Origin of the sequence: Microbacterium sp. WCS2018Hpa-9, from assembly GCF_031843745.1 — a bacterium.
Classification (GTDB): Bacteria; Actinomycetota; Actinomycetes; order Actinomycetales; family Microbacteriaceae; genus Microbacterium.
Map to the genome: position 1 here is coordinate 229,155 of NZ_JAVTIY010000006.1, position 23,326 is coordinate 252,480.

The window sequence follows — 23,326 nt, forward strand, 5'->3', positions numbered from 1 at the left end:
CGTCAGTAAACCACAGACTTGAAACAGTCCTCGATCGACTTCCGATTCGTTACAAAGAACTTTTGACAAAGCTCTAGCAAAAGTCCGAGAGCCTGTGTCAGACTCGCCGGCATGACAACGGATGTCACTGACACCGGTCTCGGGACGATCCGAGCCGGCATCCTCGGCGGAGGATTCATGGCCCGCGTGCATCGCACTGCGGCGCGAGATGCGGGCGGCGAGCTCCGCGCCGTCGCCACCCGCTCCGCCTCGGGCGGACGCCAGGCCGCAGACGAGCTCGGGGCCGTGCGTGCCGAGATCGACGCCGCTGCGCTGCTCGACGCCGACGACATCGACGTCGTGCACATCTGCACCCCCAATGCCACCCATGCCGAGCTGGCTCTCCGAGCGCTCGAGTCGGGCAAGCACGTCATCTGCGAGAAGCCCCTGGCCACGAACGCCGCCGACGCCCGCAGGCTCGCCGAGACCGCGGCGTCGCGAGGGCGGGTCGGCGCGGTCCCCTTCGTCTACCGCTACCACCCGATGGTGCGGGAGGCGCGTGCCCGCATCGCCCTGGGAGACATCGGGGAGCTCCTCACGCTCGACTGCTCGTATCTGCAGGACTGGATGCTGCTGCCCACCGACGACGACTGGCGGGTGCGCTCGGCATCCGGTGGGGCGTCGCGGGCGTTCGCCGACATCGGCTCGCACCTGTGCGACCTCATCGAGTTCGTGATCGGCCAGCGCATCCGCTCCCTGAGCGCTCGCACCCGCACGGTGTTCGCCGAGCGGGCCGGCCAGGCGGTGGACACCGAGGACATCGTCGCGATCCTCGTCGAGACGGAGTCCGGCGCCCTCGGCACGCTGCTCATCTCGCAGATGGCGGCAGGCCGCAAGAACGCCCTGACGCTCGAGCTGCACGGATCCAGGCAGACGCTCCGGTTCGAGCAGGAGCGCCCGGAGGAGCTGTGGATCGGCATGCGCGACGAGTCCCGACTGCTGCTTCGCGACCCCGCCACGGCCGCGCCCGACTCAGCCCGCCTGCAGCGGGTGCCCTCGGGGCACGCGATGGGCTACCAGGACGCCTTCAACGGCTTCATCGCCGACGTGTACGCGGCGATCGGCGGTGCGACCCCCGACGGGCTGCCGACGTTCGAAGACGGATTCCGCTCTGCCGTGCTGACCGAGGCGGTCCTCGCCTCCGCGGCCGCCGACGGACGATGGACGGAGGTGGCGGCATGACCGCGACGATCACCCAGCCGGTGCTCGAGGTGTCGGGCGTCCGCAAGTCGTTCTTCGGCGTCGAGGTGCTGAAGGGCATCGACTTCGACGTGCGTCCGGGAGAGGTGCACGGCCTCGTCGGCGAGAACGGCGCCGGCAAGTCGACGCTCATGAAGATCATCGCCGGGGTGCAGCCCGCCGACGAGGGCGTGGTGCGGTACCGCGGCGGAGAGGTGCGGTACGGGCACCCCCGACAGGCGATGGATGACGGCATCGTCACCGTCTTCCAGGAGTTCACCCTGCTTCCCGAGCGCACGGTCGCCCAGAACGTCTACCTCGGACGCGAGCCCCGCCGCGGCGGGTTCGTGGATCAGAAGGCGATGGTCCGCCGCACAGGCGAGCTGCTCGCCGACCTCGGTGTCTCGTTCATCGACCCTCAGGCGCGGGTCGGGTCGTTGACGGTCGCAGAGCAGCAGATCGTCGAGATCGTCAAGGCGCTGTCGTTCGAGGCGCAGGTCATCTCGATGGACGAGCCGACCGCGGCGCTCAGCGACCGCGAGGTCGAGCTGCTCTACGCCATCATCCGTCGCCTGACCTCTCGCGGGGTGGCCGTGATCTACGTCTCGCACCGGCTCAAGGAGATCTTCGACCTGTGCGACCGCATCACGATCCTCAAGGACGGCGCTCTCGTGTCGACCGATGAGACGGGCGCGCTGACGACCGACGAGCTCGTGCGCCGCATGGTCGGCCGCTCGATCCAGTCGTACTACCCGGATGCCGTTGCGGGCACGGTCGTGGGCGAGCCGCGTCTCGAGCTCGACGGCTGCGGCAACGCCTTCGTCGACGGGGTGTCGCTCACTCTGCGTGCGGGGGAGATCGTCGGGCTCGCCGGACTCCAGGGATCCGGGCGCACCGAGCTGGTCGAGGGGGTCTTCGGAATCGACCCGTTCGTGCGGGGCTCGATGCGGGTCGACGGCTCGCCGACGCGCATCACGAGCGCCAGGGCTGCTGTCCGTGCCGGATTCGCCCTCGCCTCGGAGGACCGCAAGGCCCAGGGTCTCGCACTGGGGCAGTCGGTGCTCGACAACACTCTGCTCGTGATCCGCAGCGTCTTCGCCGGTCGAACCGCCTCGTCGCGAAGAGAGGTGCCCGGTGTGCTCAGCTCGCTGGAGATCAGCTCGCGGGGTCTCGACCAGGAGGTGCGGTTCCTCTCCGGAGGGAATCAGCAGAAGGTCGTGCTCGCCAAGTGGCTGCTCACCCAGCCTCAGATCGTGCTCTTCGACGAGCCGACCCGCGGCATCGACGTCGGGGCGAAGTACGCCGTGTATCAGCTCATGCGCGAGCTGGCGGCCCAGGGCAAGGCGGTGCTGATGGTGTCGAGCGAGCTGCCCGAGGTGATCGGCATGAGCGATCGGATCCTCGTGATGCACGACGGCGAGCTCGTCGCCGAGCTGCCTGCAGGGTCGGCCGAGCACGAGATCCTCGGCGCAGCCACAGGCGCGACCATCGACGGAGGTGCACGATGAAGCGGCTCCGGATCGACTCGACGGTCATCGTCCTCGGCATCCTGATCCTGACCCTCATCGTCGGCGCGATCCTCGTCGGCACCGTGGGGCGCAACTTCTTCAGCCCCGGCAACATCCGCGACATCCTCACCGGCATGAGCGTGCTCGGACTCGTCGCGATCGGCCAGACCCTCGTGGTGCTCGGAGCGTCGCTCGATCTGTCGGTCACCTATGTCGTGAGTCTCTCGAGCCTGCTCGCTGCGACGATCATGAACGGGAACCCCGCGAACGTCCCGGCGGCCGTCGCCGTCACTCTGCTCGTCTGCGCTGGCATCGGCCTGGTCAACGGCCTGATCGTCACCGTGCTGAAGGTCAACGGCTTCATCGCCACCCTCGGCGTCGGGCTCATTCTGCAGGGCATCCTCAACACCAACTTCGAGGGCTCGGCAGGCAGCGTGCCCTGGGAGTTCCAGCTCATCGGTGCCACCGGCGTCGGGCCGGTTCCCGTCTCGACCATCATCATGATCGCGCTCGCCGTGTTCGTCTGGTTCCTGCTGAACCGCACCCGCACCGGCGCCCATCTCTACGCGGTCGGCGGCGACCCAGAGATCGCCCGCCTGTCGGGTGTGCGCACGAAGCCGCCGCTGATCGCCGCGCACGTGCTGTGCTCGGTGTTCGCAGGGCTCGCCGGTCTGCTGCTCGCCAGCCGTCTCGGTGTCGGCAGCCCCACCGTCGGTCAGCAGGGTGGCTACGCGCTGCTGTCGATCGCCGCGGTCGTGCTCGGCGGCACGCTGCTGCTGGGCGGACGCGGCTCGATCTGGGGCGCGATCGGCGGCGTCGCGATCCTCGCGGTCGTCGACAACGTCATGAGCGTCATGCAGGTCAACCCGTTCCTGAAGGACGTCGTCCGCGGCGTCGTGATCGTCGCGGCGGTGGCTGTCTACAGCCGTCGCTCGATCGTCAGTCGGCGCCCGCGCTTCGGAGCAGGCGGCACGAGAACCGGGGGAGACGACGCCGCCAAAGCGGCCGAGTCCGAGATGGCGGCCGCCGCATCAGAACTCGCCGATACGGGTCCCACCGCGGAAGGAGGACGCGCATGAACGTGCTGCGCACACTGGTGAGCCCTCGCGGCGCGGTGTTCCTGCTGCTGGTGATCCTGCTGGTGGCGGTCATGATCCTCAACCCGAGCTTCGCCGAACCGGGCCAGTTCATGAGGTTCATCCAGCGCGTCGCCCCGATCGCGATCGTCGCGATCGGTCAGTACTTCGTCATCATCGCGGGTGAGTTCGATCTGTCGCAGGGCTCGCTGATCACGGCGCAGGTGATCATCGCCGGCAACGTCGTCGGGCAGGACGACTCGCGCACGATCCCCGTGCTGCTGCTCATGATCGTCTTCGGGGCGGTCGTCGGGCTCATCAACGGCGTCATCACCACACTGCTCAAGGTGCCCTCCTTCATCGTCACGCTCGGCATGATGCTCGCCCTTCTCGGCGGCGTCATGTGGTGGACGGGCGGAGCGGCCACAGGAAACCCGGCAGACAGCTTCCGCGAGATCGGCCGCGGCGGCATCCGCGATGTGCCGTTGCTCGAGTTCATCCCGTGGGCGGTGTTCATCCTCATCGGCTGGCTCGCCCTCGGGATCTGGATCACGAAACGCCCACTCGGCAAGCTGCTCATCGCGGTGGGCGACAACGCCACGGCGGTCGACTTCGCCGGTGCGCGCAGCGCCTGGGTCACGACCCGCGCCTTCATGATCTCGTCGCTCTCGGCGACCCTCTCGGCCGTGCTGCTCGTGGGATACGCAGGAGTGCACCCCTCGGTCGGCCGCGGCTACGAGTTCGTCGCGATCACGGCCGTCGTCCTCGGCGGGGTCGTGCTCGGCGGCGGGCGGGGCTGGATCGTCGCCGCGGCGGCCGGTGCGTTCGCGCTCGAAGCCCTCTTCATGCTGCTGAACATCGCAGGCGTCCCGTCGACGCTGCGAGATGCCGTACAGGGCGTCATCATCATCGCCGCCGTCGCATACTCCGCCGTCGCATTCCGCGCGCGACGCAAGCGAGGGCCCCAGACTTCTCCGGCCATCGAGACCGCAGAACCCGTAACAACCAGCACCATCCACACAGAAACCAGAGGAGATTAGCAATGCGACGATCAATGAAGATCGCCACCGCAGGGGTGGCTCTCTTCGGCCTCATCGCGCTCGCCGGGTGTACGACAGACCCGTCCGTGGCGCCGGCGGAGTCGGAGAACCCGGAGGAATCGGCGGAGACGACGGAGTGGTTCGACCAGGAGCTCTTCGACAAGCAGATGGAGGAGCGGGGTGTCGAGCCCCAGGGCCCGGCGGACGAGCCCTACCTCCAGCACATCAACGCCGAGATGGTCGACACATCCGAGTTCGCGAGCGACGGCGCCAAGAAGGCCTGCTTCGCGAACGCCTCGATCTCGAACCCGTGGCGGCAGACCGGCTGGATCACGATGAACGAGCAGCTGAAGTCTCTGCAGGAGGCCGGCGCGATCAGCGAGATGGAGACCCGCGATGCGCAGGACTCCGATGACACGCAGATCGCCGACATCGACTACTTCATCTCGGAAGGCGATTGCGACGTCTTCCTCATCTCGCCCAACAGCACCGCGGCGATGACCCCGGCCGTCGAGCGGGCGTGCGACACCGGCAAGCCGGTGATCGTGTTCGACCGCGGTGTCGACACCGACTGCCCCGTCACGTTCATCCACCCGATCGGCGGATTCGCGTGGGGCATCGACACCGCCGAGTTCCTCATCGACAACCTCGAAGAGGGCGACAAGGTCGTGGCGCTGCGCATCCTCCCCGGTGTGGACGTGCTCGAGCATCGGTGGGCCGCGGCAGAGAAGCTCTTCGACGAGGCGGGCATCGAGGCGGTGGACTACTTCACAGGCGCTGACCCGGCAGAGATCAAGAGCATCATCAGCGACGAGCTCGCCAAGGGCGATGTGCAGGGCATCTGGATGGATGCCGGTGACGGCGCCGTCGCCGCGATCGAGGCCTTCGAGGACGCCGGTGCCGAATATCCGGTGATGACCGGTGAAGACGAGATGAGCTTCCTCCGCAAGTGGAAGGACACGGGTCTCACGGGGCTCGCACCGGTCTATTCGAACTTCCAGTGGCGTACGCCTCTGCTCGCGGCGCAGATGATCTTCGCCGGTGAAGAGGTTCCGAAGGAGTGGGTGCTGCCGCAGAAGCCGATCACCGAGGGCGAGCTCGACGACTACCTCACCGCCAACGAGGGCATGCCGGACGGGCACTACGCGAAGTTCGGCGGGGAGAACCTTCCCGGCTACCCGACGGTGTGGCAGGAACGTCAGATCCCGTAACCCGCAGTGATGCTCCCGCCCTTCCCTCCGCATCCCGCGGATGGGAGGGTGGGAGCACTCGCGTCATTCCCGAAGGAGCAGGATGCCTCGCACGATCGCCGTCAACACGTGGGTGTGGACGTCTCCGCTCACCGACGCGACGCTCGGGCCGCTCGCGCGCAAGGCCGCCGACATGGGATATCAGGCGCTCGAACTGCCGCTCGAGAGCGTCGGGGACTGGGATCCGGCGCGGGCCCGCGACGTGCTCGACGATCTCGGCCTCGGCGCGATCGTCATCGGAGCCATGGGCCCGGGGCGCTCGCTGCTCGCTCAGGCGGGCGACGTCGGCGCGACCCAGGACTACCTCCGATCGTGCATCGCGGCGGCCTCGACGCTCGGCTCCGCCGTGGTCGCCGGCCCCTTCTACGCCCCCACCGGCGTGACCTGGCGGATGTCGTCGGACGAACGCACTCGGGTGGTGCGGGAGCTGCGCGCGAACCTCGAGCCGCTGGCGTCGGATGCCGCCGATGCCGGGGTCACCCTCGCTGTCGAGCCGCTCAACCGCTATGAGACCAGCGTTCTCAACACCGTCGAGCAGAGCCTTGACGCGCTCGCGCCGCTGCTCGGTGCGGGGGTGGGGCTCGCCCTCGACACCTACCACCTGAACATCGAGGAGAAGAAGCCGGCCGAGGCGATCCGCGCGGCGGGGTCGGCGATCGCGCACATGCAGGTGTGCGGCAGCGATCGGGGAGCGGTCGGCGACGACCACACGAATTGGCCCGAGACCCTCCGAGCCCTCGACGATGCGGGGTATCGCGGGCCGCTCGGGCTCGAAAGCTTCACGGGTGAGAACGCGACGATCGCCGTCGCCGCATCCGTGTGGCGACCACTCGCGGCGAGTCAGGACGAGCTCGCCGCACGCAGCATCCGGGCGCTGAGAGTGCTCGGCGCCTGAGCCGTCTCGCGATACGAAGGAGTGTCCATGACCACCCACCCGGTCACCCTGTTCACCGGTCAGTGGGCCGATCTGCCCTTCGAGGAGGTGGCCCGGCTCGCGGCCGAATGGGGGTACGACGGCCTCGAGGTCGCCGCCTCCGGCGATCACCTCGACCTGCGGCGGGCCGATGAGGATGACGCGTACGTCGCCTCGCGCCTCGAGATCCTCGACCGGCACGGACTGCAGATCTTCGCGATCTCGAATCACCTCGCAGGACAGGCGGTGTGCGACGCGCCCATCGACTTCCGTCACCAGGCGATCCTCCGTGACTACGTGTGGGGCGACGGGGAGGCCGAGGGCGTGCGCGTCCGTGCGGCAGACGACATGAGACGAGCGGCTCGAGTGGCCCGCAGGCTCGGCGTCGACACCGTCGTGGGATTCACCGGCTCGTCGATCTGGCCGTATCTGGCGATGTTCCCGCCCGTGCCCGCATCCGTTATCGAGGCCGGCTTCGAGGACTTCGCCACCCGCTGGAACCCGATCCTCGACGTGTTCGACAGCGAGGGCGTGCGCTTCGCGCACGAGGTGCATCCCGGCGAGATCGCCTACGACTACTGGTCATCGGTGCGGGCGTTGGACGCGATCGACCACCGCGATGCGTTCGGGTTCAACTGGGACCCGTCGCACATGATGTGGCAGAACATCGACCCGGTGGGGTTCATCGTCGACTTCGCCGACCGGATATATCACGTCGACTGCAAGGACACCCGGATGCGGCCGCACAACGGGCGCGCGGGAGTGCTCGGCTCGCACCTGCCCTGGGGGGATCCCCGACGCGGGTGGGACTTCGTCTCGACCGGTCACGGCGACGTGCCATGGGAGGACTCGTTCCGGGCGCTCGACGCGATCGGATACGAGGGCCCGATCTCGATCGAGTGGGAGGACGCGGGAATGGACCGCCTGCACGGGGCGCCGCAGGCGCTCGCCTACGTGCGGTCGCTGCTGTGGCCCGTGCCCACCGCATCCTTCGACGCCGCCTTCAGCAACCAGACCACCGGAGACACCGCATGACCATCCAGCACACCGTCGTCTTCCGCCTCGTGCACGAGGCGGGCAGCGCAGAGGAGCGCGAGTTCCTCGCGACCGGCAGAGCCGTGCTCGCGTCGATCCCCGGGGTCGAGGACTTCGCGATCCGTCGGCAAGTGAGCCCGAAGAGCGATCTGGAGCACCAGTTCTCGATGATGTTCCACGACCTGGCGGCCTACCGCGCCTACGACGCGCACCCGGCGCACACCGCTTTCGTGTCGGAGCGCTGGGTGCCCGAGGTCGCTGCCTTCCAGGAATACGACTTCGAGGAGTGACCGGTCGAGTGACGCGGGTCAGGCCGAGTCGCGCAGCTTCACCAGACGCTCGTGCCCGGTCTCCTCGAGCTCTGCGATGCTCTCGCGCGACTTGAGGAAGTCCGAGAACGACCGGTAGCCGAGGGCCTTCTCGCTGAACGACGGGTCCATGCGACGCATGTGCGTCTTCACGGCCGAGCTGTGCAGCCACTCGTCGGCGTCGGCCTTGTCGTGCCCGAGGCGCAGTGCGCGGTGCAGCAGCTCTGTCGCCTCACCCTGCTCTGTGCCCTCGGCATGCTCATCGACCTTGGCCGCAGTCGTGGTCGCAGCCGTGGCGGCGGCCGCCTGGGCCTTGGCCTTCGAGGTCTTGGCCGGCTGCCTCGTCCTCGTCTTCGCGGCGGGCTCTGCGGCCGGCTCGACGGCGGGTTCGACAGTGGCTTCCGGGACCGCGACGACGGTGGCCGGAGCGGTCTTGCTCGGACGCACCACACCGGGCAGCGAGTCGTATGCCTCGAACTCGTCGCACGCGGCGGCGAGCGACTTCGCCGTGGACCCCGCGACGCCGACGCCGATGACGTAGCGGCCGAGGCGCTTGCAGCGCTGCGCGAGGGGGACGTAGTCGCTGTCGCCGGCGACGATCACGACGTGCGTGAGGTCGGGCAGGCGGAACATGTCTTCGACCGCGTCCACGGCGAGGCGGATGTCAGCCCCGTTCTTCGCATAGGCGGCGGCCGGGAAGAGCTGCACCAGATCGACGGCGCGGGCCACGAGCTGCGAGCGATAGACGGCGTTCACGGGCGACGACCAGTCGGCATATGCACGCGTGAGCACGAGCGTGCCGAAGGACGCCGCGTAGTCGATGATCGCCCCGACCTCGATCATGGCTCGGGAGAGCCGCTCCGTGACCTCGGGATCGGTCGGGTTCTCGGTGATGCGCTGGCGGTCTTTGCCGTAGGCGTTGCGGCCGTGCACGCGGTCGTACCAGGAGATGACGATGTTGTCGAAGTCCAGGTAGACGGCGACACGGGCGTCGTTGGCTTCAGCCATGGTTGACTCCTTCGCGCGGGTAGCGCACCCCGATCTGGGCGCGGATGTCGTCGAGTGTGCCCATGATCGCGACGCTCTCGGCGATCGGCAGGATGTCGCCCTCGAGCACGCCGTCGGCGACGAGGCGCTCGGCCGCGTGGGCCTGGTACTGCATGCCGCGGCCTGCGACCTCGGACACGTACTCTTCGACGACCGTGCCGTCGGGGAGCACGACACGGAATGTCGTCGGGGTGTACCAGACGCGATCGATGTCGATGCGCGCCTTCGTGCCGATGATGCTCGCGGCGTTCGGGCCCGCGGCTCGCGACGAAGAGAGAGTGGTCGAGATCGCGCCGCCGTCGTGGGTCATGACGGTGGCGACCTCGGCATCCGCTCCGGTCTCGATGAGCCGGGCGACGGCGTGGATGCTGGTCGGGGCGCCCAGGACGTCCCACACGAACGAGATCGGGTAGATCCCGAGGTCGAGCAGCGCACCGCCGCCGAGCTCGAGAGCGTTCAGGCGGTGGGCGGGGTCGTCGGGGAGAAGCTGGGTGTGGTCGGCGCTGACGGCGCGGATCTCGCCCAGCGTGCCGTCAGCGATGATCTCGCGGATGCGCACCATGTGCGGCAGATACCGCGTCCACATGGCCTCCATCGCCAGCAGCCCACGTTCGGAGGCAAGGCGCTGCAGGTCTTCGGCCTCGCCCCGGTTGAGGGTGAAGGCCTTCTCGACCAGCACGTGCTTGCCGGCCTCGAGCGCGAGGCGGGCGTTCTCGTGGTGCAGGGGGTGCGGGGTGGAGACGTAGATGATGTCGACGTCGGGGTCGGCGACGAGGGCCTCGTACGAGGAGTGCGCGCGGGGGATGTCGAAGCGGGCGGCGAACGCGTCGGCCGACTCCTGCGAGCGCGAGCCGACGGCGACGAGATCGAGCCCTGCCGTGCGCAGATCGGATGCGAACGCGCCGGCGATGCCGCCGGTCGCGAGGATTCCCCAACGAAGACCAGTCATGGTCTCAGCGTAGAGGGTCGCACCGACAGCCGGATCGTCGCGAGGATGTGTCGGCGTATTGCGCTGCGTGTCGCCGCACTTCCGCGGTGATTGGCGGTCGCGCAGGGCGCTCGTACTTTCGGGGCATGACCGAACCCCTCATCATCGGCGCCATGGTGCGCACCCTCGGCGCCTACCCGTCAGGCTGGCGTCAACCCGGCGCGCACCGGGACCCCTCGTCGGATGCCGACATCCTCCGTCACATCGCGCGCGAGGGTGAGGACGCCGGGCTCGACTACCTGTTCTTCGGCGATTGGCTGGCCACCGGGCCCGACCTCGAGTTCCGCGACCCGTATCTTCTGGCCCGTATCGATCCCGTGAGCGCGGTGCTGTTCCTGGCAGGCGTCACGTCGCGCATCGGCCTCATCGCCACCGTGAACACGACCTACGCCGACCCGTATGCGACCGCTCGCTCACTCGCCTCGCTCGACGTGCTGACCCGCGGCCGCGCCGGCATCAACCTCGTCACCGGCGCCGAGCCGCGTGCCGCGGGCAACCACGGCCGAGACGCGCACGCCGACAACGAGACCCGATACGACCGCGCCGAGGAGTTCGTCGCAGCGCTGCGACGCCTGTGGGACTCGTGGAGTGACGACGCCTGGATCGCGGATGCCGAGCGCGGCGTGCTGATCGACCCGGACGGCCTCCGCGGCGCCGACCTGCACGGAGAGCATGTGCGGGTCTCCGGTCCGCTGAATGTGGCCAGGCCGCCGCAGGGGCAGATCCCCATCGTGCACGCGGGGACTTCTGCTCGGTCGCGCGCGCTCGCGGCCATCGAGGCCGACCTGGCCCTGATCGCCGCCCCGAACCTCTCGGATGCGATCGCCACCCGACGTGACCTGCGCGACATCGCGGCCGCTGCCGGGCGCTCGCCCGAGACGCTCGCGGTGATCGCCCCGGTGCTGCCCGTCGTCGCGGATTCGGATGCCGAGGCCCACCGCATCGTCGAGCGGCTGCTCGCCCTCGTGCCGCTCGCCGAAGGGCATCAGCCGTCGCGCACGGCCTTCCCGACGAACCGATCGGTCGGGGCGCTGGCCGATGCGCTCGGGGTGGCGCCGGACGACGGGCTGCGCACGGCCGGCTTCGACGACCGGGTGTCTGCCGACGATGCGCGGCGACTGGGCGACGCCGGCGCCGCGCTGATCGACCGGCTCGCCCGCATCGCGGGCGTGCGCGTCGCGGGGCAGGGCGGTTCACACGCGCTCACCTGGCGCCATCTGGTGGCGGCGCATGCCGTGCCCGCCGCTTTCGTGGTCGGCGATGCCGTCACGATCGCCGATCATTTCGAGACCTGGCGCGACGAGGGCGCGGCAGACGGCTTCAACGTGCTGTCGGCCTTCCAGCCCGCTCAGTTCGAGGCGTTCACGCGCCTCGCGGCCCCGGAGCTGCGTCGCCGCGGTCTCCTCGGGCGCGGCGACGACCGCGGGGCCAGCACTCTGCGCGACCGTCTCGGCGTCGGTCGGCGAGACCGAGCCTCGTCCGTGCTCGCGACCCGGTGACCCCCCGGGATCATTACGCCGGATTGCGCCCGGTGACCTGTCATGACGCCTCGTGACAGGTCACGTCCGTGCATGACGACTCCATTCGCGGCGGGGGTCGGAGAGTCCCTAGCGTGACCAACACCCGCCCACCACGAACCACAGCATCCCTTTCCAGGAGGACCGCATGACCCGCCGTCTCATCCGCGCAGCAGCAGTCGCGCTTCCGCTCGTCCTCGCCGCGAGCCTCGCGGCGTGCGCCTCGTCTCCGGCCCCTTCTGGCGCATCGGATGCCGACGGTGACCCGATCACCGGTGGCACGCTCACGTACCTCGAGCACCAGACCTTCACGAACCTGTATCCGCCGCAGGCGGGGTTCTATCCGAACGGCGGCGTGGTCAACAACATCACCGCGCGCCTCACGTGGCAGAACCCGGACTCGCTCGAGATCGAGCCGTGGATCGCGTCGGACTGGAATGTGAACGCCGACGCCACCGAGTACACGTTCAACCTGAAGCCGGATGTCACGTTCTCCGACGGCACCCCGGTGGATGCCGCAGCCGTGGCGAAGAACTTCGACACCTACGGTCTGGGCGATCCAGAGCGCGGACTCACCGTCTCGGAGGCGATCAACAACTACGCATCGAGCGAGGTCGTCGACGACGACACCGTCACGTTCCGCTTCTCGGCCCCGGCCCCGGGTTTCTTGCAGGCGACCTCCACCATCAACTCAGGACTCCTCTCCTCCGACACGCTCGACGGCACGATCGAGGACTTCGGCGCGGGCAACGCCGAGGCCATCGTCGGCGCGGGGCCCTTCACGGTCACCGACGAGAAGCTCGGCACCGAGTTCACTCTGACCGCTCGCGAGGACTACGCGTGGGCACCCGAGAGCGCCGAGAACCAGGGGCGGCCGTACGTCGACGCCGTGCATGTGCTCGTGACACCCGAGGACTCGGTGCGCATCGGCTCGCTCCTCGCCGGTCAAGCCGACTACGTGCGCTACGTGCAGGCCTTCGACGAGGACCGCGTCGAGAGCGCGGGCTTCACGCTCTACGCGCCGCAGACCCGCGGAGTGAACAACTCGATCTCGCTGCGCCCCGAGAACCCGCTGCTCGCAGACATCCGCGTCAGGCAGGCTCTCGTAGCCGCCGTCGACGCGCAGGAGGTCGTCGACACCCTGTTCACCGAGAACTACCCGGTCGCGACATCGGTGCTGTCGCAGGAGGCACTCGGCTACAAGGACGAGTCCGAGTACTACGCCTACGACCCCAAGAGGGCCGAGGAGCTGCTCGACGAGGCCGGATGGACGGAAGGATCCGACGGCATCCGCGAGAAGGACGGCGAGCGTCTGTCGATCACCGTCTACGAGGCCGCGCCGCAGCCGCTCTCGAAGCAGACGCTCGAACTCGTCGCCCAGCAGCTCGCCAAGGTCGGCGTGGAGCTCACGGTCAAGCCGGCGGATGCCGGTTCGTACGCTGAGGACACGCGTGACCCGCTCAAGACGGGGTTCTACCACTCGATGGTCGGACGCGCCGACTTCGATGTGATCAAGAGCCAGTACCACACGAAGAACCGCGACGTGCTGATCTCGAACGACGCCGAGCTCGACGCTCTGCTGGAGGCGGTCGCCTCGGAGCCCGACACCGAGAAGCGCGCCGAAGCCTCGCAGGCCGTGCAGGACTACGTCGCCGAGCAGGCATACGTCATCCCGCTGTTCGAGGAGCCGCAGGTCTACGGCACCGCGACCTACGTGCACGGTGTGGACTTCGAGTCGGTCGGTCGCCCCACCTTCTCGGGCGTCTGGCTCGCCGAGCACTGAGCCCGAGCGACACGGTGCATCGATGAACTTCGTCCTCCGACGGGCCGGGCAGGCCGCGATCGTCCTGATCGCGGCCTTCACGGCCACCTTCTTCCTGCTGCAGCTGCTGCCGGGCGACGCGATCCTGATCAAGTTCTCCGACCCCAGCCTCGGGCTGTCGCCGGAGCAGCTCGACGGGATCCGCGCCACGTACGGCACCGACCTGCCGTGGTGGCAGCAGTACCTGCACGCGGGGCTCGGGTTCCTCGGCGGCGACTTCGGCTTCTCGACGCAGTTCGGCACCCCGGTGCTGACGATGCTCGCCGAGGCACTGCCGTCGACCCTGCTGCTCGCGTCGCTCGGACTCGTGGTGGCGCTGCTGATCGCGGTGCTCATCGCAGGACTCTCGTCGCTCGCACCGTTCGCGTGGCTGCGCGACGGCATCCGCCAGGTGCCGGGTCTGTTCGTCGCCGTGCCGGTCTTCTGGCTCGGCATCCTGCTCATTCAGGTCTTCTCATTCGGCCTCGGCTGGGTGCCGGTCGTCGGCGCCGACCCGATCGCGGGGCTCATCCTGCCGGTGCTCACGCTCGCCGTGCCGATCTCGGCGCCGCTCGCACAGGTGCTGGTGCGGGCGATCGACCAGGTGCAGGCGCAGCCGTTCATCACCGTGGTGCGCGCCAAGGGCGCACCGCCGTCATGGGTCCTCACCCGTTCGGTGGCGCGCAACGCGGCGCTGCCGACGCTCACGATCGCCGGCGTGCTGTTCGGCGAGCTGGTCGGCGGCGCGGTCGTCACCGAGACCGTGTTCGGCCGCACCGGCATCGGCAGGCTCACCGAGCAGGCGGTGTCGAACCAGGACATCCCCGTGCTGCAGGGCGTCGTGCTGCTGTCGGCGCTCGGCTTCGTGCTGATCAGCTTCGCGGTCGACGTCGTCACCCCGCTGATCGATCCCCGCCAGCGCGCCCTCTCGAAGACAGGAGTCTCGGCATGACCGTCGCAGCCGTCGCCGCATCAGCCGACCCCGCCGTCGAGCCTTCGCAGCAGGATGCCGCGGCATCCGCCCCGAGCAGGCCGTCTCGGCGACTCGGGGCTCGACAGTGGGACCTGTACCTCGCGGTCGCCGTGATTGCTCTCGCAGTGCTCTGGGCGGTGATCCCCGCGGTGTTCGCTCCGGGTGACCCGCTCACCGGCACCCCAGCAGACAAGCTGCTGCCGCCGAGCGCGGCGCACTGGTTCGGCACCGACACCCTGGGGCGCGACCTGTTCGGCCGTGTCGTGCACGGCGCCGTGCACTCGCTCTCCGGCGCCCTCATCGCCGTCACGCTCGGCCTCGCGCTGGGTACGATCCTCGGTGCGATCGCCGGGGCCGTCGGCGGCGTCGTCGACGACATCCTGATGCGCGTGGTCGACGTGCTGCTGGCGATCCCCGGCCTGCTGCTGTCGCTGTCGGTCATCATCCTGCTCGGCTTCGGCACCGTGAACGCGGCGATCGCCGTCGGTCTCGGCAGCGTCGCGGCGTTCGCCCGTCTGATGCGGTCGGAGGTCGCGCGGGTGCGCCGCAGCGAATACGTCGAGGCGGCGTACGGCAGCGGCGGCACCTTCTTCACAGTGCTCCGCCGGCATGTGCTGCCCAACTCGCTCACCCCGATCGTGGCGCTCGCCGCACTGCAGTTCGGCACCGCGATCCTGGCGATCTCGACACTCGGGTTCCTCGGGTACGGTGCTCCGCCGCCCACCCCCGAATGGGGGCTGCTCATCGCAGAGGGACGCAACTACACCGCCACCGCCTGGTGGCTGACCGCCCTGCCCGGTCTCGTCGTGGTCGCGGTCGTGCTGAGCGCCAATCGCATCTCGCATCGCATCGGAAGGAGATCACGATGACCGTTCTCGCCGTCGACGACCTGAGAGTCTCGTACGCCACAAGAGAGGGCCGGCGCGAGGTCGTGCACGGCGTCTCGTTCGAGATCGCCGAGGGGGAGGCGCTCGCGCTGGTGGGGGAGTCGGGGTCTGGCAAGTCCACCACCGCGCATGCCCTGCTCGGCCTGCTGCCGGCCGGCGGCAGGGTCGACGGCGGTGCCGTGCGCCTCGGCGATCTCGACATCTCGGGCTGGACGGATCGCGCCCTGCGCAGCATCCGCGGTCCTGAGATCGGTCTCGTCCCGCAGGACCCGGTGACCTCGCTCGACCCCGTGCGCACGATCGGCGCGCAGGTCGAGGAGGTGCTGCGACTGCATGGCCATCGCGATCGTCGTTCGCGCCAGGCGCGCGTGATCGAGCTGCTCGAGCGGGTCGGCATCGACGACCCGGATCTGCGGGTGCGTCAGTACCCGCATGAGCTCTCGGGCGGCATGCGGCAGCGCGTGCTCATCGCATCCGCGATCGCCCTGCGGCCCCGCCTGCTGATCGCCGACGAGCCGACCAGCGCGCTGGACGCCACCGTGCAGCGTCGGGTGCTCGATCTGCTCGACGAGCTGCGCCGCGAGGAGGGCACGAGCATCCTGCTCGTCACCCACGACCTCGGAGTCGCCGCCGACCGCGCGCAGCGCCTGGTGGTGCTCAAAGACGGGCGGATCGTCGAGCAGGGCGCGAGCGCGAAGGTGCTCGCAGCCCCCGCAGACGGGTACACGAAGCAGCTGCTCGCCGACGCGCCGGCCTTCAGCACCGGCTTCCGCAGGCCCGAGGCGCCGCCCTTCCTGAGGGATGCCGCGGCGGTCGCAGCCGAGAACCCGTTCGCGATCACCGCGACCGGACTCGTCAAGGAGTTCACGGTCGCCAGGCGTGAGCGCTTCCGCGCGGTCGACGACGTGTCGTTCCGGGTGCGCCGGGGAACGACGCACGCCCTGGTCGGGGAGTCGGGTTCGGGCAAGACCACGACCGCACGCCTGATCACGCGCTTCCACCAGCCGGATGCCGGTGCGATCGAGATCGACGGCGAGGACGTGACCGGCCTGTCGGGGCAGCGCCTGCGCGCGCTGCGCCGCCGCATACAGCTCGTCTACCAGAACCCGTTCGCGTCGCTGGATCCGCGGCAGCAGATCGTCGACATCATCGCCGAGCCGCTGCAGAACTTCGGCGTCGGCTCGCGCGCCGAACGCACGGAGCGCGCGCTGGTGCTGCTCGACAGGGTGTCGCTGCCGAGCGACGTCGCCCGGCGCACGCCGCGTGAGCTCTCGGGCGGCCAGCGGCAGCGGGTGGCGATCGCCAGGGCGCTCGCCATCGACCCCGAGATCGTCGTGCTCGACGAGGCGGTCTCGGCCCTCGACGTCACGGTGCAGGCGCGCATCCTCGAACTGCTCACCTCACTCCAGTCGGAACTCGGCCTGACATACCTGTTCATCTCGCATGATCTCGCCGTCGTGCGCCGGATCAGCCACACGGTCTCGGTCATGCGCCGCGGCCGCATCGTCGAGGAGGGCAAGACCGAGGACCTCTTCCACGACCCGCAGCACGAGTACACCAGGGAGCTGCTCGCAGCCGTCCCCGGACGAACGGAGCAGCCCGCATGACCGCCCCCACGATCGCCTTCTTCACACGTCTGCTCGACGACGCGGCCCCTGCCGAGCGGTATGCGCTCGCCACCGAGCAGATCCAGCACGCCGAGCGTCACGGCGTCGGGCGCGCCTGGGTGGCGCAGCATCACTTCCGCGCGGCGGAGGGCGGGCTCCCTTCACCGCTCGTGTTCCTCGCGAACGTCGCCGCGCAGACGTCGCGCATCCGCCTGGGCACCGGGGTCGTCACCCTTCCGCTCGAGGATGCGGTGCGCGTCGCCGAGGACGCCGTCGTCGCCGATCTGCTCTCGGGTGGACGCATCGATCTGGGTCTGGGCAGCGGAGGGACGCCGTCGTCGTTCATTCCGTTCGGCGAGGACGTGCGCGACAAGGCGCCGACCTACGACCGCAAGCTCGGCCTGCTCCTCGACGCGCTCTCGGGGCGCGACATCGGCGCGGACAACACTCTCTATCCGGATGCCGGCACACTCGCCGACCGCATCTGGCAGGCCACGTTCTCGTCACCGGGTGGCCACCGCGCGGGCATCCACGGGCACGGACTCCTGCTGTCGCGCACCCAACCGAGATCTGCCGACGCCTTGCACGCTCCGCTCTCGGCGCTGCAGGATCCGGTGATCGACGCGTACCTCGATGCTCTGCCCGACGGTGTCGCTCCTCGCATCACCGCCTCGCGCACGGTGTTCGTGGCGGACGATCGCGCCGACGCCCTGCGTTTCGCGGAGGTCGGCCTGCGCCGCGCCGCCGAGGGCTTCCGTCGTCAGGGGCAGACGATCCCGGGCGACGACCTCGACGAGCTGATCGTCGCGCTCGACACCCACCTCGGCACCCCCGAGCAGGTCGCCGAGTCGCTCGCCTCCGACGCGACCCTGGCGAGGGCCACCGAGCTGGCGTTCCAGGTCCACTCGGTCGATGCGCCGCACGAGCACGTGCTTCGTTCGATCGAGTTGTTCGCAGAGCAGGTGGCCCCTGCTCTCGGCTACACCCGCACCGACACCATCAAGGAGAAGGCATGACCACCGACATCGTCGATCAGATCGCGGGGGTGACGCCCGAGCTCGATGCGCTGCGGCGCCGTCGCCCCGTCACCAGGGAGCAGCTGCAGGCGAGCTTCGACGCGCTGTTCACGCCCGTGTCTACCGCGCACGTGTCGCAGGCCGAGCGCGAGCTGATCGCGGCGTTCGCCACCCGCCTCGCCGGCGACGACGATGCCACTGGTGCGTTCTACGCCGACCTGGCGCTGACGGCAGATCCGCAGCGTGCAGCGATCGTGATCGCCGAGGCGACGGATGCCGCGGTCACGGGGCCGTTCGGCTCGTACAACGAGGCGGGGCTCCAGGCCGAGAACACCGACGGCGAGCGCTACGAGCCACCGGCGGAGGTCGCAGAGGTGCTCGGCGAGCGTCTCGCCGCCGCGCTCGTGCACACGCACCTGCTCGTGTTCCGTCCGCGGGAGTCCGGGGCAGCCGACATCCAGCGGCTGGTGGATGCGGGGTGGTCGGCCGACGGCATCGTGACGCTGTCGCAGCTGGTCTCGTTCCTCGCGTTCCAGCAGCGCGTGGTCACAGGACTGAGAGTTCTCTCCGCCGCCGGCATCGCCGCAGCATCCGACTCCGAGGAGGAGGCAGCATGACCGAGCTTCTGCACGACATCGCACCGCACCCCGAGGCATTCACCCGGGCCGAGGTCGGCTGGACGCCTCACCTCCCGCCGCTCGCCGAGGAGGAGCTGACCGAGCGCCACTACGACGGACTCGTCGACGCCTCGCGCGCGAAGAACGACTATTTCCGTCTGCTCGCACGCGACCCCGAGGTGCTCAAGGCGCGCACGCTCGTCGATAAAGACATCTTCTACAACGCCGCTGAAGGGCTGCCTCGCGCCGAACGCGAGCTCTCGGCGACGGCCGCGTCCCGCCGCAACGGTTGCGTATTCTGCGCCTCGGTGCACTCGCGCTTCGCGGCGCACCACAGCAAGCGCGTCGACGACGTCGATCGCCTGCTCGACGAGGGCGTGGATGCCGACCTCGGCGAGCGGTGGAACGCGGTGGTCGCCGCATCCGTCGCGCTGACCGACACCCCGAGCGCATTCGGCGCCGACGAGATCGCCCGTCTGCGCGCGGCCGGACTCGACGATCTCGAGATCGCCGACGTCATTCACGGGGCCGCGTTCTTCAACTGGGCGAACCGTCTGATGCTGTCGATCGGTCGCCCGGTCGCTCCCGCCTGAACCAGACAAGAACTCAGAACCAGCCCACCCCTGCCGTATCTCCGGCGGGGGTGGGCTGTTCGTCTTGGCGAGAGTATTGGCATACTCCTATCTGTCTCCATATGACGACGTATAGCTTGCTAACGTCGACGCATGACGACTCGGGAGCATGGCGGAACGTTCTACGACGTCGACACCGATGTACTCAGGGCGATGGCGTCGAAGGCACGTCGAACCGTCGGGGATCTGGGCTCGTCGGAGGTGACGAAGCCCGGTGATGCCGGACACGAGTGGGTGGTCGCGGCGGCGGCGGGTTTCAGCACCGCCTGGTCCGACGGGCTCTCTGCCCGCGTGACCGACACCGAAGACTTCGCTGACAGGTTGGGCACGACCGCTCGCGTCTTCGACGAGGGCACCGACGCGGCGAGATCCGAAGTCGACGCGATGATCTGGGACGACTGATGGAGCTGGGGCAGACCCAGTCGGCCATCGACCTCGTGCCCGGGTCTGTGTCCGACGTGCGGGCGACGGCGGAAGCGTGAAAGGCCCGCAGCGTCGAAGCGACCCGAGTACGCGATGATCTGTCGACGTTGGACGACGACGGCACGTGGAAGGGCGACGCCTACGACGCATACCTCGAACGGTTCGAGCGCCAGCTGCTGCACTGGAAGCGTGCCGGGGAGTGGCTCCGTGCGGGGGCGAGCGCATTGTTCACCTGGGCCGACGCATTGCAGTGGGCGCGGGACGAAGCCGACCGTGCGATCACCCTGTGGAACGAAGCGGAACAGCAGGGTGCCGCAGCGTTGATCGCCCACCGCGCTCACCTGCGCGAGCTACGCATCGGCCAGGGACTGCGGCATCCCGAAGCCGACGTGCCTTTTGTCGATCCTTCTGGTCCTGCACACGACGAGGCACGCGAGGTCTTGTTCAATGCCCGGGCGACGCTCGAGGTCTATGCGCGCGATTGCGCGATCCGGTTGGACGAGGCTGCGGATGCGGCCCGAATGCCGCTGACTGACGCGGAAGCCGCGACGCAGGCACAGCACGCGATGACCGAGGTGATCGTCAACCTCGCTGTCGTCCAGCCGTTCCAGGCGACGATGGACCTGCTCGCCGTCTCTGCCCAGACGCTGTGGGAGCACCCCGACATCATCCTCGAGCTGCTGGGAGGCGCGGCGATGGTCGTCGGCGGTGCTGCCGTGGCGGCCGGAGGAGGGGCGATTACCGTCACGGGCGTCGGTGCTCTCGCTGGCTCTCCGGCGCTTGTCGTCGCAGGGGTTGGGGCCGCAGGGGCGGGCGCGATGATGGTGGGCGATGCGGCAGGCCGCTGGTTCAACGAGAGTCACGCGGTTGGAGACCGCGTTCGCGGTCTCGACCGCGGTGATCGGCGCGACTATCGGGGAACGTTCGCGGAGGGCGAGAATCCGCCACCGTGGGTCGACAAAGAGAAGGTCGGGCTCGATCGACATGCCGAAGCGCGCGGAGTCGAGGTGATCCGTACCAAGGCCAGAGCCGACTACGAGGGCTCCCCGCAGAATGGACGCATATATGACGGACTCGTGAAGAACAACGATGGCCCCAACACGTATACCGGAATCGAAGTAAAGTCTGGCGGAGCGATCGACCGGTACGGTCCACACAGCACGCAATGGCAGTTCGATGAAGCCGTCCGGACAGGGACACCTGCACATTCAAGACTCAATGGCGAAAACATCATCATCACTCGAGTGGAAACGGAGATAGTCCCGTGAACTTCCAACCCACCCATGGTCAAAAATCGTCGCTGGGTCTTTATGGTCTTGTCACCGACGGTTACCGCCCGATTCCGGACGAGTTGAGGTTCGTGCTTCGACAGCTTGATGGCAAGCGGAAGCGCACCTACGTCATTTGGCGAGCAACACACCCTGAAAAGGGTTACGTCACACCCGCTGATATGGGTGACGCCTTCATGCAGGCAGCCGGTTCTGCTGATCAGATGACCGTAGAGGTGCGCCTCCCCGCTGCCGATGGTGAGGGTCACCTGTACACCGTCGGCAGGCCGGATCCCGCAGACGGCACGACCACTCTCATCCCCATCAGCGACGACCGCGCGGTTCGAGTGTTCTCGAACGAGATCTTCACCGCCGACGAGGCCGCAGTGATCTTCTACACGTACTACCTGACGGACGCCGTCTCGCAGCCATACGTGCTTCGCGAGCTGGATCTCTCGAACGAACTCTCGGAGGAACGATGACTCTCTATGGACCCTTCGTCCAGGCTGCGAACGACGGCCGAATCGGCTGGTTGACGGACGAATCTCGACCGATCCCCGAGCAACTCCGACGCACGCTGGAGTGGTTGGACGCACGCAAGGACTACACATACGAGATCTGGCGTGGCGCTGACCCGACCGACATCGACGGCTTCCGCGACCCCGCGAACGATTCGTTCATTCAGGCCGCAGGGTCGCTGACGCGATGACCGTGGAGGTGCGGTTCCCCGGCCCCGACGGCGAAGGCCATCTGTACACAGTCGGCAGGCCCGAACCCGCAGACGGCACGACCACCCTCATCCCCATGAGCGACGACCGCGCGATTCGAGTGTTCTCGAACGAGATCTTCACCGCCGACGAGGCTGCGGCTATTTTTTACATGTTCTACCGCACCGAGGCTGTCTCGCAGCCCTACGTCCTGCGTGAGCTCGACCTCGCACAAGAACTCTCGGAGCTGCGGTGAAGGTCTCCGTTCGTCACGACGCCGTCGCGCATACGGTCGCCGAGCTCGCGCTCACCGTCACAGCGTTCGAACACGAACTCGACCTCCTCGATTCCGAGGTTGAACGGCTGAAATCCTCGTGGAACGGGGAATCGCAGCGATCCTATGATCGTGACCAGCGCGAGTGGTCCGCCGCGATCGCGAGTATGAAAGCGTTGCTGGCGGAAGCCACGCGCCGACTGATCACCGCGAACTCCATCTCCATGGCCACAGCCTCCACGGCCGCCCGCGTCTGGACCTGAGGCTCTACGGAATCAACACGATCTTGCCCGAAGCGGCACCGGACTCCATGAGCTCATGGGCCTGCGCCGCCTCGGCGAGCGGCAGCTCGGGGCCGAGCTCGATGGTGAAGTCTCCGGTCGCCAGCAACTCGACGGTCGCGCCCAGCGCCTCGGCTCGCCACGCGAGCTCCTGCTCGGTGAGCGGGGTGGGGGAGCCGCCCGAGAAGGCGCGGATGCCGAACGATGCGGCATCCGGTCCGCGCACGATCGTCGCGATGCGGTCGCGGTCGGCGACGAGCTCCAGCGACGCCTCGATGGCCTCGTCGGTGCCTGCGCAGTCGAGGGCGACGGTCACGCCGCCCGGTGCGGCCTCGCGCACGCGATCGAGCAGCCCGTCGCCGTAGGCGACCGGAACCGCGCCGAGCTCGCGCAGCTGATCGTGTCTGGCGGGGCTGGCTGTGGCGATCACAGTGGCGCCCCAGGCGATGGCGAACTGCACGGCTGCCTGGCCGACCGAGCCCGAGCCGCCGTGCACGAGCAGCACGTCGCCCTCCACGAGCCCGAGCGAGCGGAGCGCCTGGTAGGCGGTGCCGGCGGGGATGCCGATGCCGGCGCCCTCCGCGGCGGTCACCGCATCGGGCAGGGCGACGAGCTTCTCGACCGGCACGGCGAGCACGCTCGAGTAGGTGCCGACGGTGTCTCGGATCGCGACGCGGTCGCCCACGGCGAAGCCGTCGACGTCGTCGCCGAGCGACTCGATCACCCCGGCGCCGTCGAAGCCGACTGCGCGCGGCTCGGTGATCGGCGGCGAGGGCCGTTTCGCGCTGCGCAGCTTGGCATCGATCGGGTTGGCCCCTGCCGCCTCGATGCGCACCACGGCTTCGCCGTTGAGCGCGATCGGATCGGGGATCTCGATGAGGTGCAGCACATCAGGGGAACCGAACTCTGTGTAGACGATCGCGCGAGCCATGCCCTCAGG

At 68.7% G+C, this 23,326-nt stretch carries 24 protein-coding genes and 1 pseudogene; 22 read left to right on the top strand and 3 right to left on the bottom strand.

Annotation, left to right across the window (positions count from 1 at the left end):
* The first annotated feature begins 111 nt into the window (after positions 1 to 111).
* From RQG82_RS14170 to RQG82_RS14205, 8 genes are all read left to right on the top strand, one after another.
* Entirely contained in the window at positions 112 to 1,221 is a 1,110-nt protein-coding gene (locus tag RQG82_RS14170; protein ID WP_311259690.1) for a Gfo/Idh/MocA family oxidoreductase, read from the top strand.
* Positions 1,218 to 2,726, top strand: coding sequence for a sugar ABC transporter ATP-binding protein (locus RQG82_RS14175; RefSeq protein ID WP_311259691.1), 1,509 nt, complete (start codon positions 1,218 to 1,220; stop codon positions 2,724 to 2,726). Before RQG82_RS14170 ends, RQG82_RS14175 begins: the two co-directional genes overlap by 4 nt.
* Positions 2,723 to 3,805 (top strand): ABC transporter permease, encoded by a 1,083-nt coding sequence (locus RQG82_RS14180; RefSeq protein ID WP_311259692.1) that lies wholly within the window; start codon positions 2,723 to 2,725, stop codon positions 3,803 to 3,805. The genes RQG82_RS14175 and RQG82_RS14180 overlap by 4 nt, the downstream gene beginning before the upstream one ends.
* Entirely contained in the window at positions 3,802 to 4,842 is a 1,041-nt protein-coding gene (locus RQG82_RS14185; protein WP_311259693.1) for an ABC transporter permease, read from the top strand. Before RQG82_RS14180 ends, RQG82_RS14185 begins: the two co-directional genes overlap by 4 nt.
* Positions 4,843 to 4,856: 14 nt before the next feature.
* Entirely contained in the window at positions 4,857 to 6,053 is a 1,197-nt protein-coding gene (locus tag RQG82_RS14190; protein WP_396653627.1) for a substrate-binding domain-containing protein, read from the top strand.
* An 82-nt stretch (positions 6,054 to 6,135) separates the two neighbouring features.
* Positions 6,136 to 6,987 carry a sugar phosphate isomerase/epimerase family protein gene (locus RQG82_RS14195; RefSeq protein ID WP_311259695.1) on the top strand — a complete coding sequence of 284 codons (852 nt, stop codon included), beginning with the start codon at positions 6,136 to 6,138 and terminating at the stop codon, positions 6,985 to 6,987.
* A 27-nt stretch (positions 6,988 to 7,014) separates the two neighbouring features.
* Positions 7,015 to 8,040, top strand: coding sequence for a sugar phosphate isomerase/epimerase family protein (locus RQG82_RS14200; RefSeq protein WP_311259696.1), 1,026 nt, complete (start codon positions 7,015 to 7,017; stop codon positions 8,038 to 8,040).
* Positions 8,037 to 8,330 carry a Dabb family protein gene (locus tag RQG82_RS14205; RefSeq protein ID WP_311259697.1) on the top strand — a complete coding sequence of 98 codons (294 nt, stop codon included), beginning with the start codon at positions 8,037 to 8,039 and terminating at the stop codon, positions 8,328 to 8,330. The genes RQG82_RS14200 and RQG82_RS14205 overlap by 4 nt, the downstream gene beginning before the upstream one ends.
* Before the next feature lie 18 nt (positions 8,331 to 8,348).
* On the opposite strand, the gene RQG82_RS14210 is transcribed toward RQG82_RS14205, so the two are convergent.
* Positions 8,349 to 9,356 (bottom strand): NYN domain-containing protein, encoded by a 1,008-nt coding sequence (locus tag RQG82_RS14210; protein ID WP_311259698.1) that lies wholly within the window; start codon positions 9,354 to 9,356, stop codon positions 8,349 to 8,351.
* Positions 9,349 to 10,344 carry a Gfo/Idh/MocA family oxidoreductase gene (locus RQG82_RS14215; protein WP_311259699.1) on the bottom strand — a complete coding sequence of 332 codons (996 nt, stop codon included), beginning with the start codon at positions 10,342 to 10,344 and terminating at the stop codon, positions 9,349 to 9,351. Before RQG82_RS14215 ends, RQG82_RS14210 begins: the two co-directional genes overlap by 8 nt.
* 125 nt (positions 10,345 to 10,469) lie before the next feature.
* On the opposite strand from RQG82_RS14215, the gene RQG82_RS14220 reads away from it, so the two are divergent.
* The 14 genes and pseudogenes from RQG82_RS14220 to RQG82_RS14285 all read left to right on the top strand — a co-directional run bounded on the left by RQG82_RS14220 (position 10,470) and on the right by RQG82_RS14285 (position 22,368).
* Positions 10,470 to 11,882, top strand: coding sequence for an NtaA/DmoA family FMN-dependent monooxygenase (locus tag RQG82_RS14220; protein ID WP_311259700.1), 1,413 nt, complete (start codon positions 10,470 to 10,472; stop codon positions 11,880 to 11,882).
* A 166-nt stretch (positions 11,883 to 12,048) separates the two neighbouring features.
* Positions 12,049 to 13,683 carry a TIGR04028 family ABC transporter substrate-binding protein gene (locus tag RQG82_RS14225; RefSeq protein WP_311259701.1) on the top strand — a complete coding sequence of 545 codons (1,635 nt, stop codon included), beginning with the start codon at positions 12,049 to 12,051 and terminating at the stop codon, positions 13,681 to 13,683.
* 22 nt (positions 13,684 to 13,705) lie between these two features.
* Positions 13,706 to 14,653: an ABC transporter permease gene (locus tag RQG82_RS14230; RefSeq protein ID WP_311259702.1), complete on the top strand. Its 948-nt coding sequence runs from the start codon at positions 13,706 to 13,708 to the stop codon at positions 14,651 to 14,653.
* The gene (locus tag RQG82_RS14235; protein WP_311259703.1) at positions 14,650 to 15,543 is read left to right on the top strand and encodes an ABC transporter permease; all 894 of its coding nucleotides are present in this window, start codon (positions 14,650 to 14,652) and stop codon (positions 15,541 to 15,543) included. The genes RQG82_RS14230 and RQG82_RS14235 overlap by 4 nt, the downstream gene beginning before the upstream one ends.
* Positions 15,540 to 17,168, top strand: a complete 1,629-nt coding sequence (locus RQG82_RS14240) for an ABC transporter ATP-binding protein (RefSeq protein ID WP_311259704.1) — start codon at positions 15,540 to 15,542, stop codon at positions 17,166 to 17,168. Before RQG82_RS14235 ends, RQG82_RS14240 begins: the two co-directional genes overlap by 4 nt.
* The gene (locus RQG82_RS14245; protein ID WP_311259705.1) at positions 17,165 to 18,184 is read left to right on the top strand and encodes a putative FMN-dependent luciferase-like monooxygenase; all 1,020 of its coding nucleotides are present in this window, start codon (positions 17,165 to 17,167) and stop codon (positions 18,182 to 18,184) included. Before RQG82_RS14240 ends, RQG82_RS14245 begins: the two co-directional genes overlap by 4 nt.
* Positions 18,181 to 18,801, top strand: a complete 621-nt coding sequence (locus RQG82_RS14250; protein ID WP_311259706.1) for a CMD domain protein — start codon at positions 18,181 to 18,183, stop codon at positions 18,799 to 18,801. The genes RQG82_RS14245 and RQG82_RS14250 overlap by 4 nt, the downstream gene beginning before the upstream one ends.
* The gene (locus tag RQG82_RS14255; protein WP_311259707.1) at positions 18,798 to 19,394 is read left to right on the top strand and encodes an alkylhydroperoxidase domain protein; all 597 of its coding nucleotides are present in this window, start codon (positions 18,798 to 18,800) and stop codon (positions 19,392 to 19,394) included. Before RQG82_RS14250 ends, RQG82_RS14255 begins: the two co-directional genes overlap by 4 nt.
* Before the next feature lie 132 nt (positions 19,395 to 19,526).
* Complete coding sequence (locus tag RQG82_RS14260) at positions 19,527 to 19,835, top strand: hypothetical protein (RefSeq protein ID WP_311259708.1); 309 nt, start codon at positions 19,527 to 19,529, stop codon at positions 19,833 to 19,835.
* 116 nt (positions 19,836 to 19,951) lie between these two features.
* Positions 19,952 to 21,124 (top strand): annotated as a pseudogene (locus RQG82_RS14265) (putative T7SS-secreted protein); the annotation flags it as partial.
* Positions 21,121 to 21,606, top strand: coding sequence for a hypothetical protein (locus RQG82_RS14270; protein WP_311259710.1), 486 nt, complete (start codon positions 21,121 to 21,123; stop codon positions 21,604 to 21,606). The pseudogene RQG82_RS14265 and the gene RQG82_RS14270, both read left to right, overlap by 4 nt.
* On the top strand, positions 21,603 to 21,833 hold the full coding sequence (locus tag RQG82_RS14275; RefSeq protein ID WP_311259711.1) for a hypothetical protein: 231 nt from the start codon (positions 21,603 to 21,605) through the stop codon (positions 21,831 to 21,833). The genes RQG82_RS14270 and RQG82_RS14275 overlap by 4 nt, the downstream gene beginning before the upstream one ends.
* Entirely contained in the window at positions 21,830 to 22,087 is a 258-nt protein-coding gene (locus RQG82_RS14280) for a hypothetical protein (RefSeq protein ID WP_311259712.1), read from the top strand. The genes RQG82_RS14275 and RQG82_RS14280 overlap by 4 nt, the downstream gene beginning before the upstream one ends.
* A complete protein-coding gene (locus RQG82_RS14285; RefSeq protein ID WP_311259713.1) occupies positions 22,084 to 22,368 on the top strand; it encodes a WXG100 family type VII secretion target in 285 nt (94 codons plus the stop codon). Before RQG82_RS14280 ends, RQG82_RS14285 begins: the two co-directional genes overlap by 4 nt.
* A gap of 4 nt (positions 22,369 to 22,372) precedes the next feature.
* Here the strand turns inward: RQG82_RS14285 and RQG82_RS14290 are convergent, their stop codons facing one another.
* Positions 22,373 to 23,317, bottom strand: a complete 945-nt coding sequence (locus tag RQG82_RS14290) for an NADP-dependent oxidoreductase (RefSeq protein ID WP_311259714.1) — start codon at positions 23,315 to 23,317, stop codon at positions 22,373 to 22,375.
* Positions 23,318 to 23,326 lie beyond the last annotated feature (9 nt).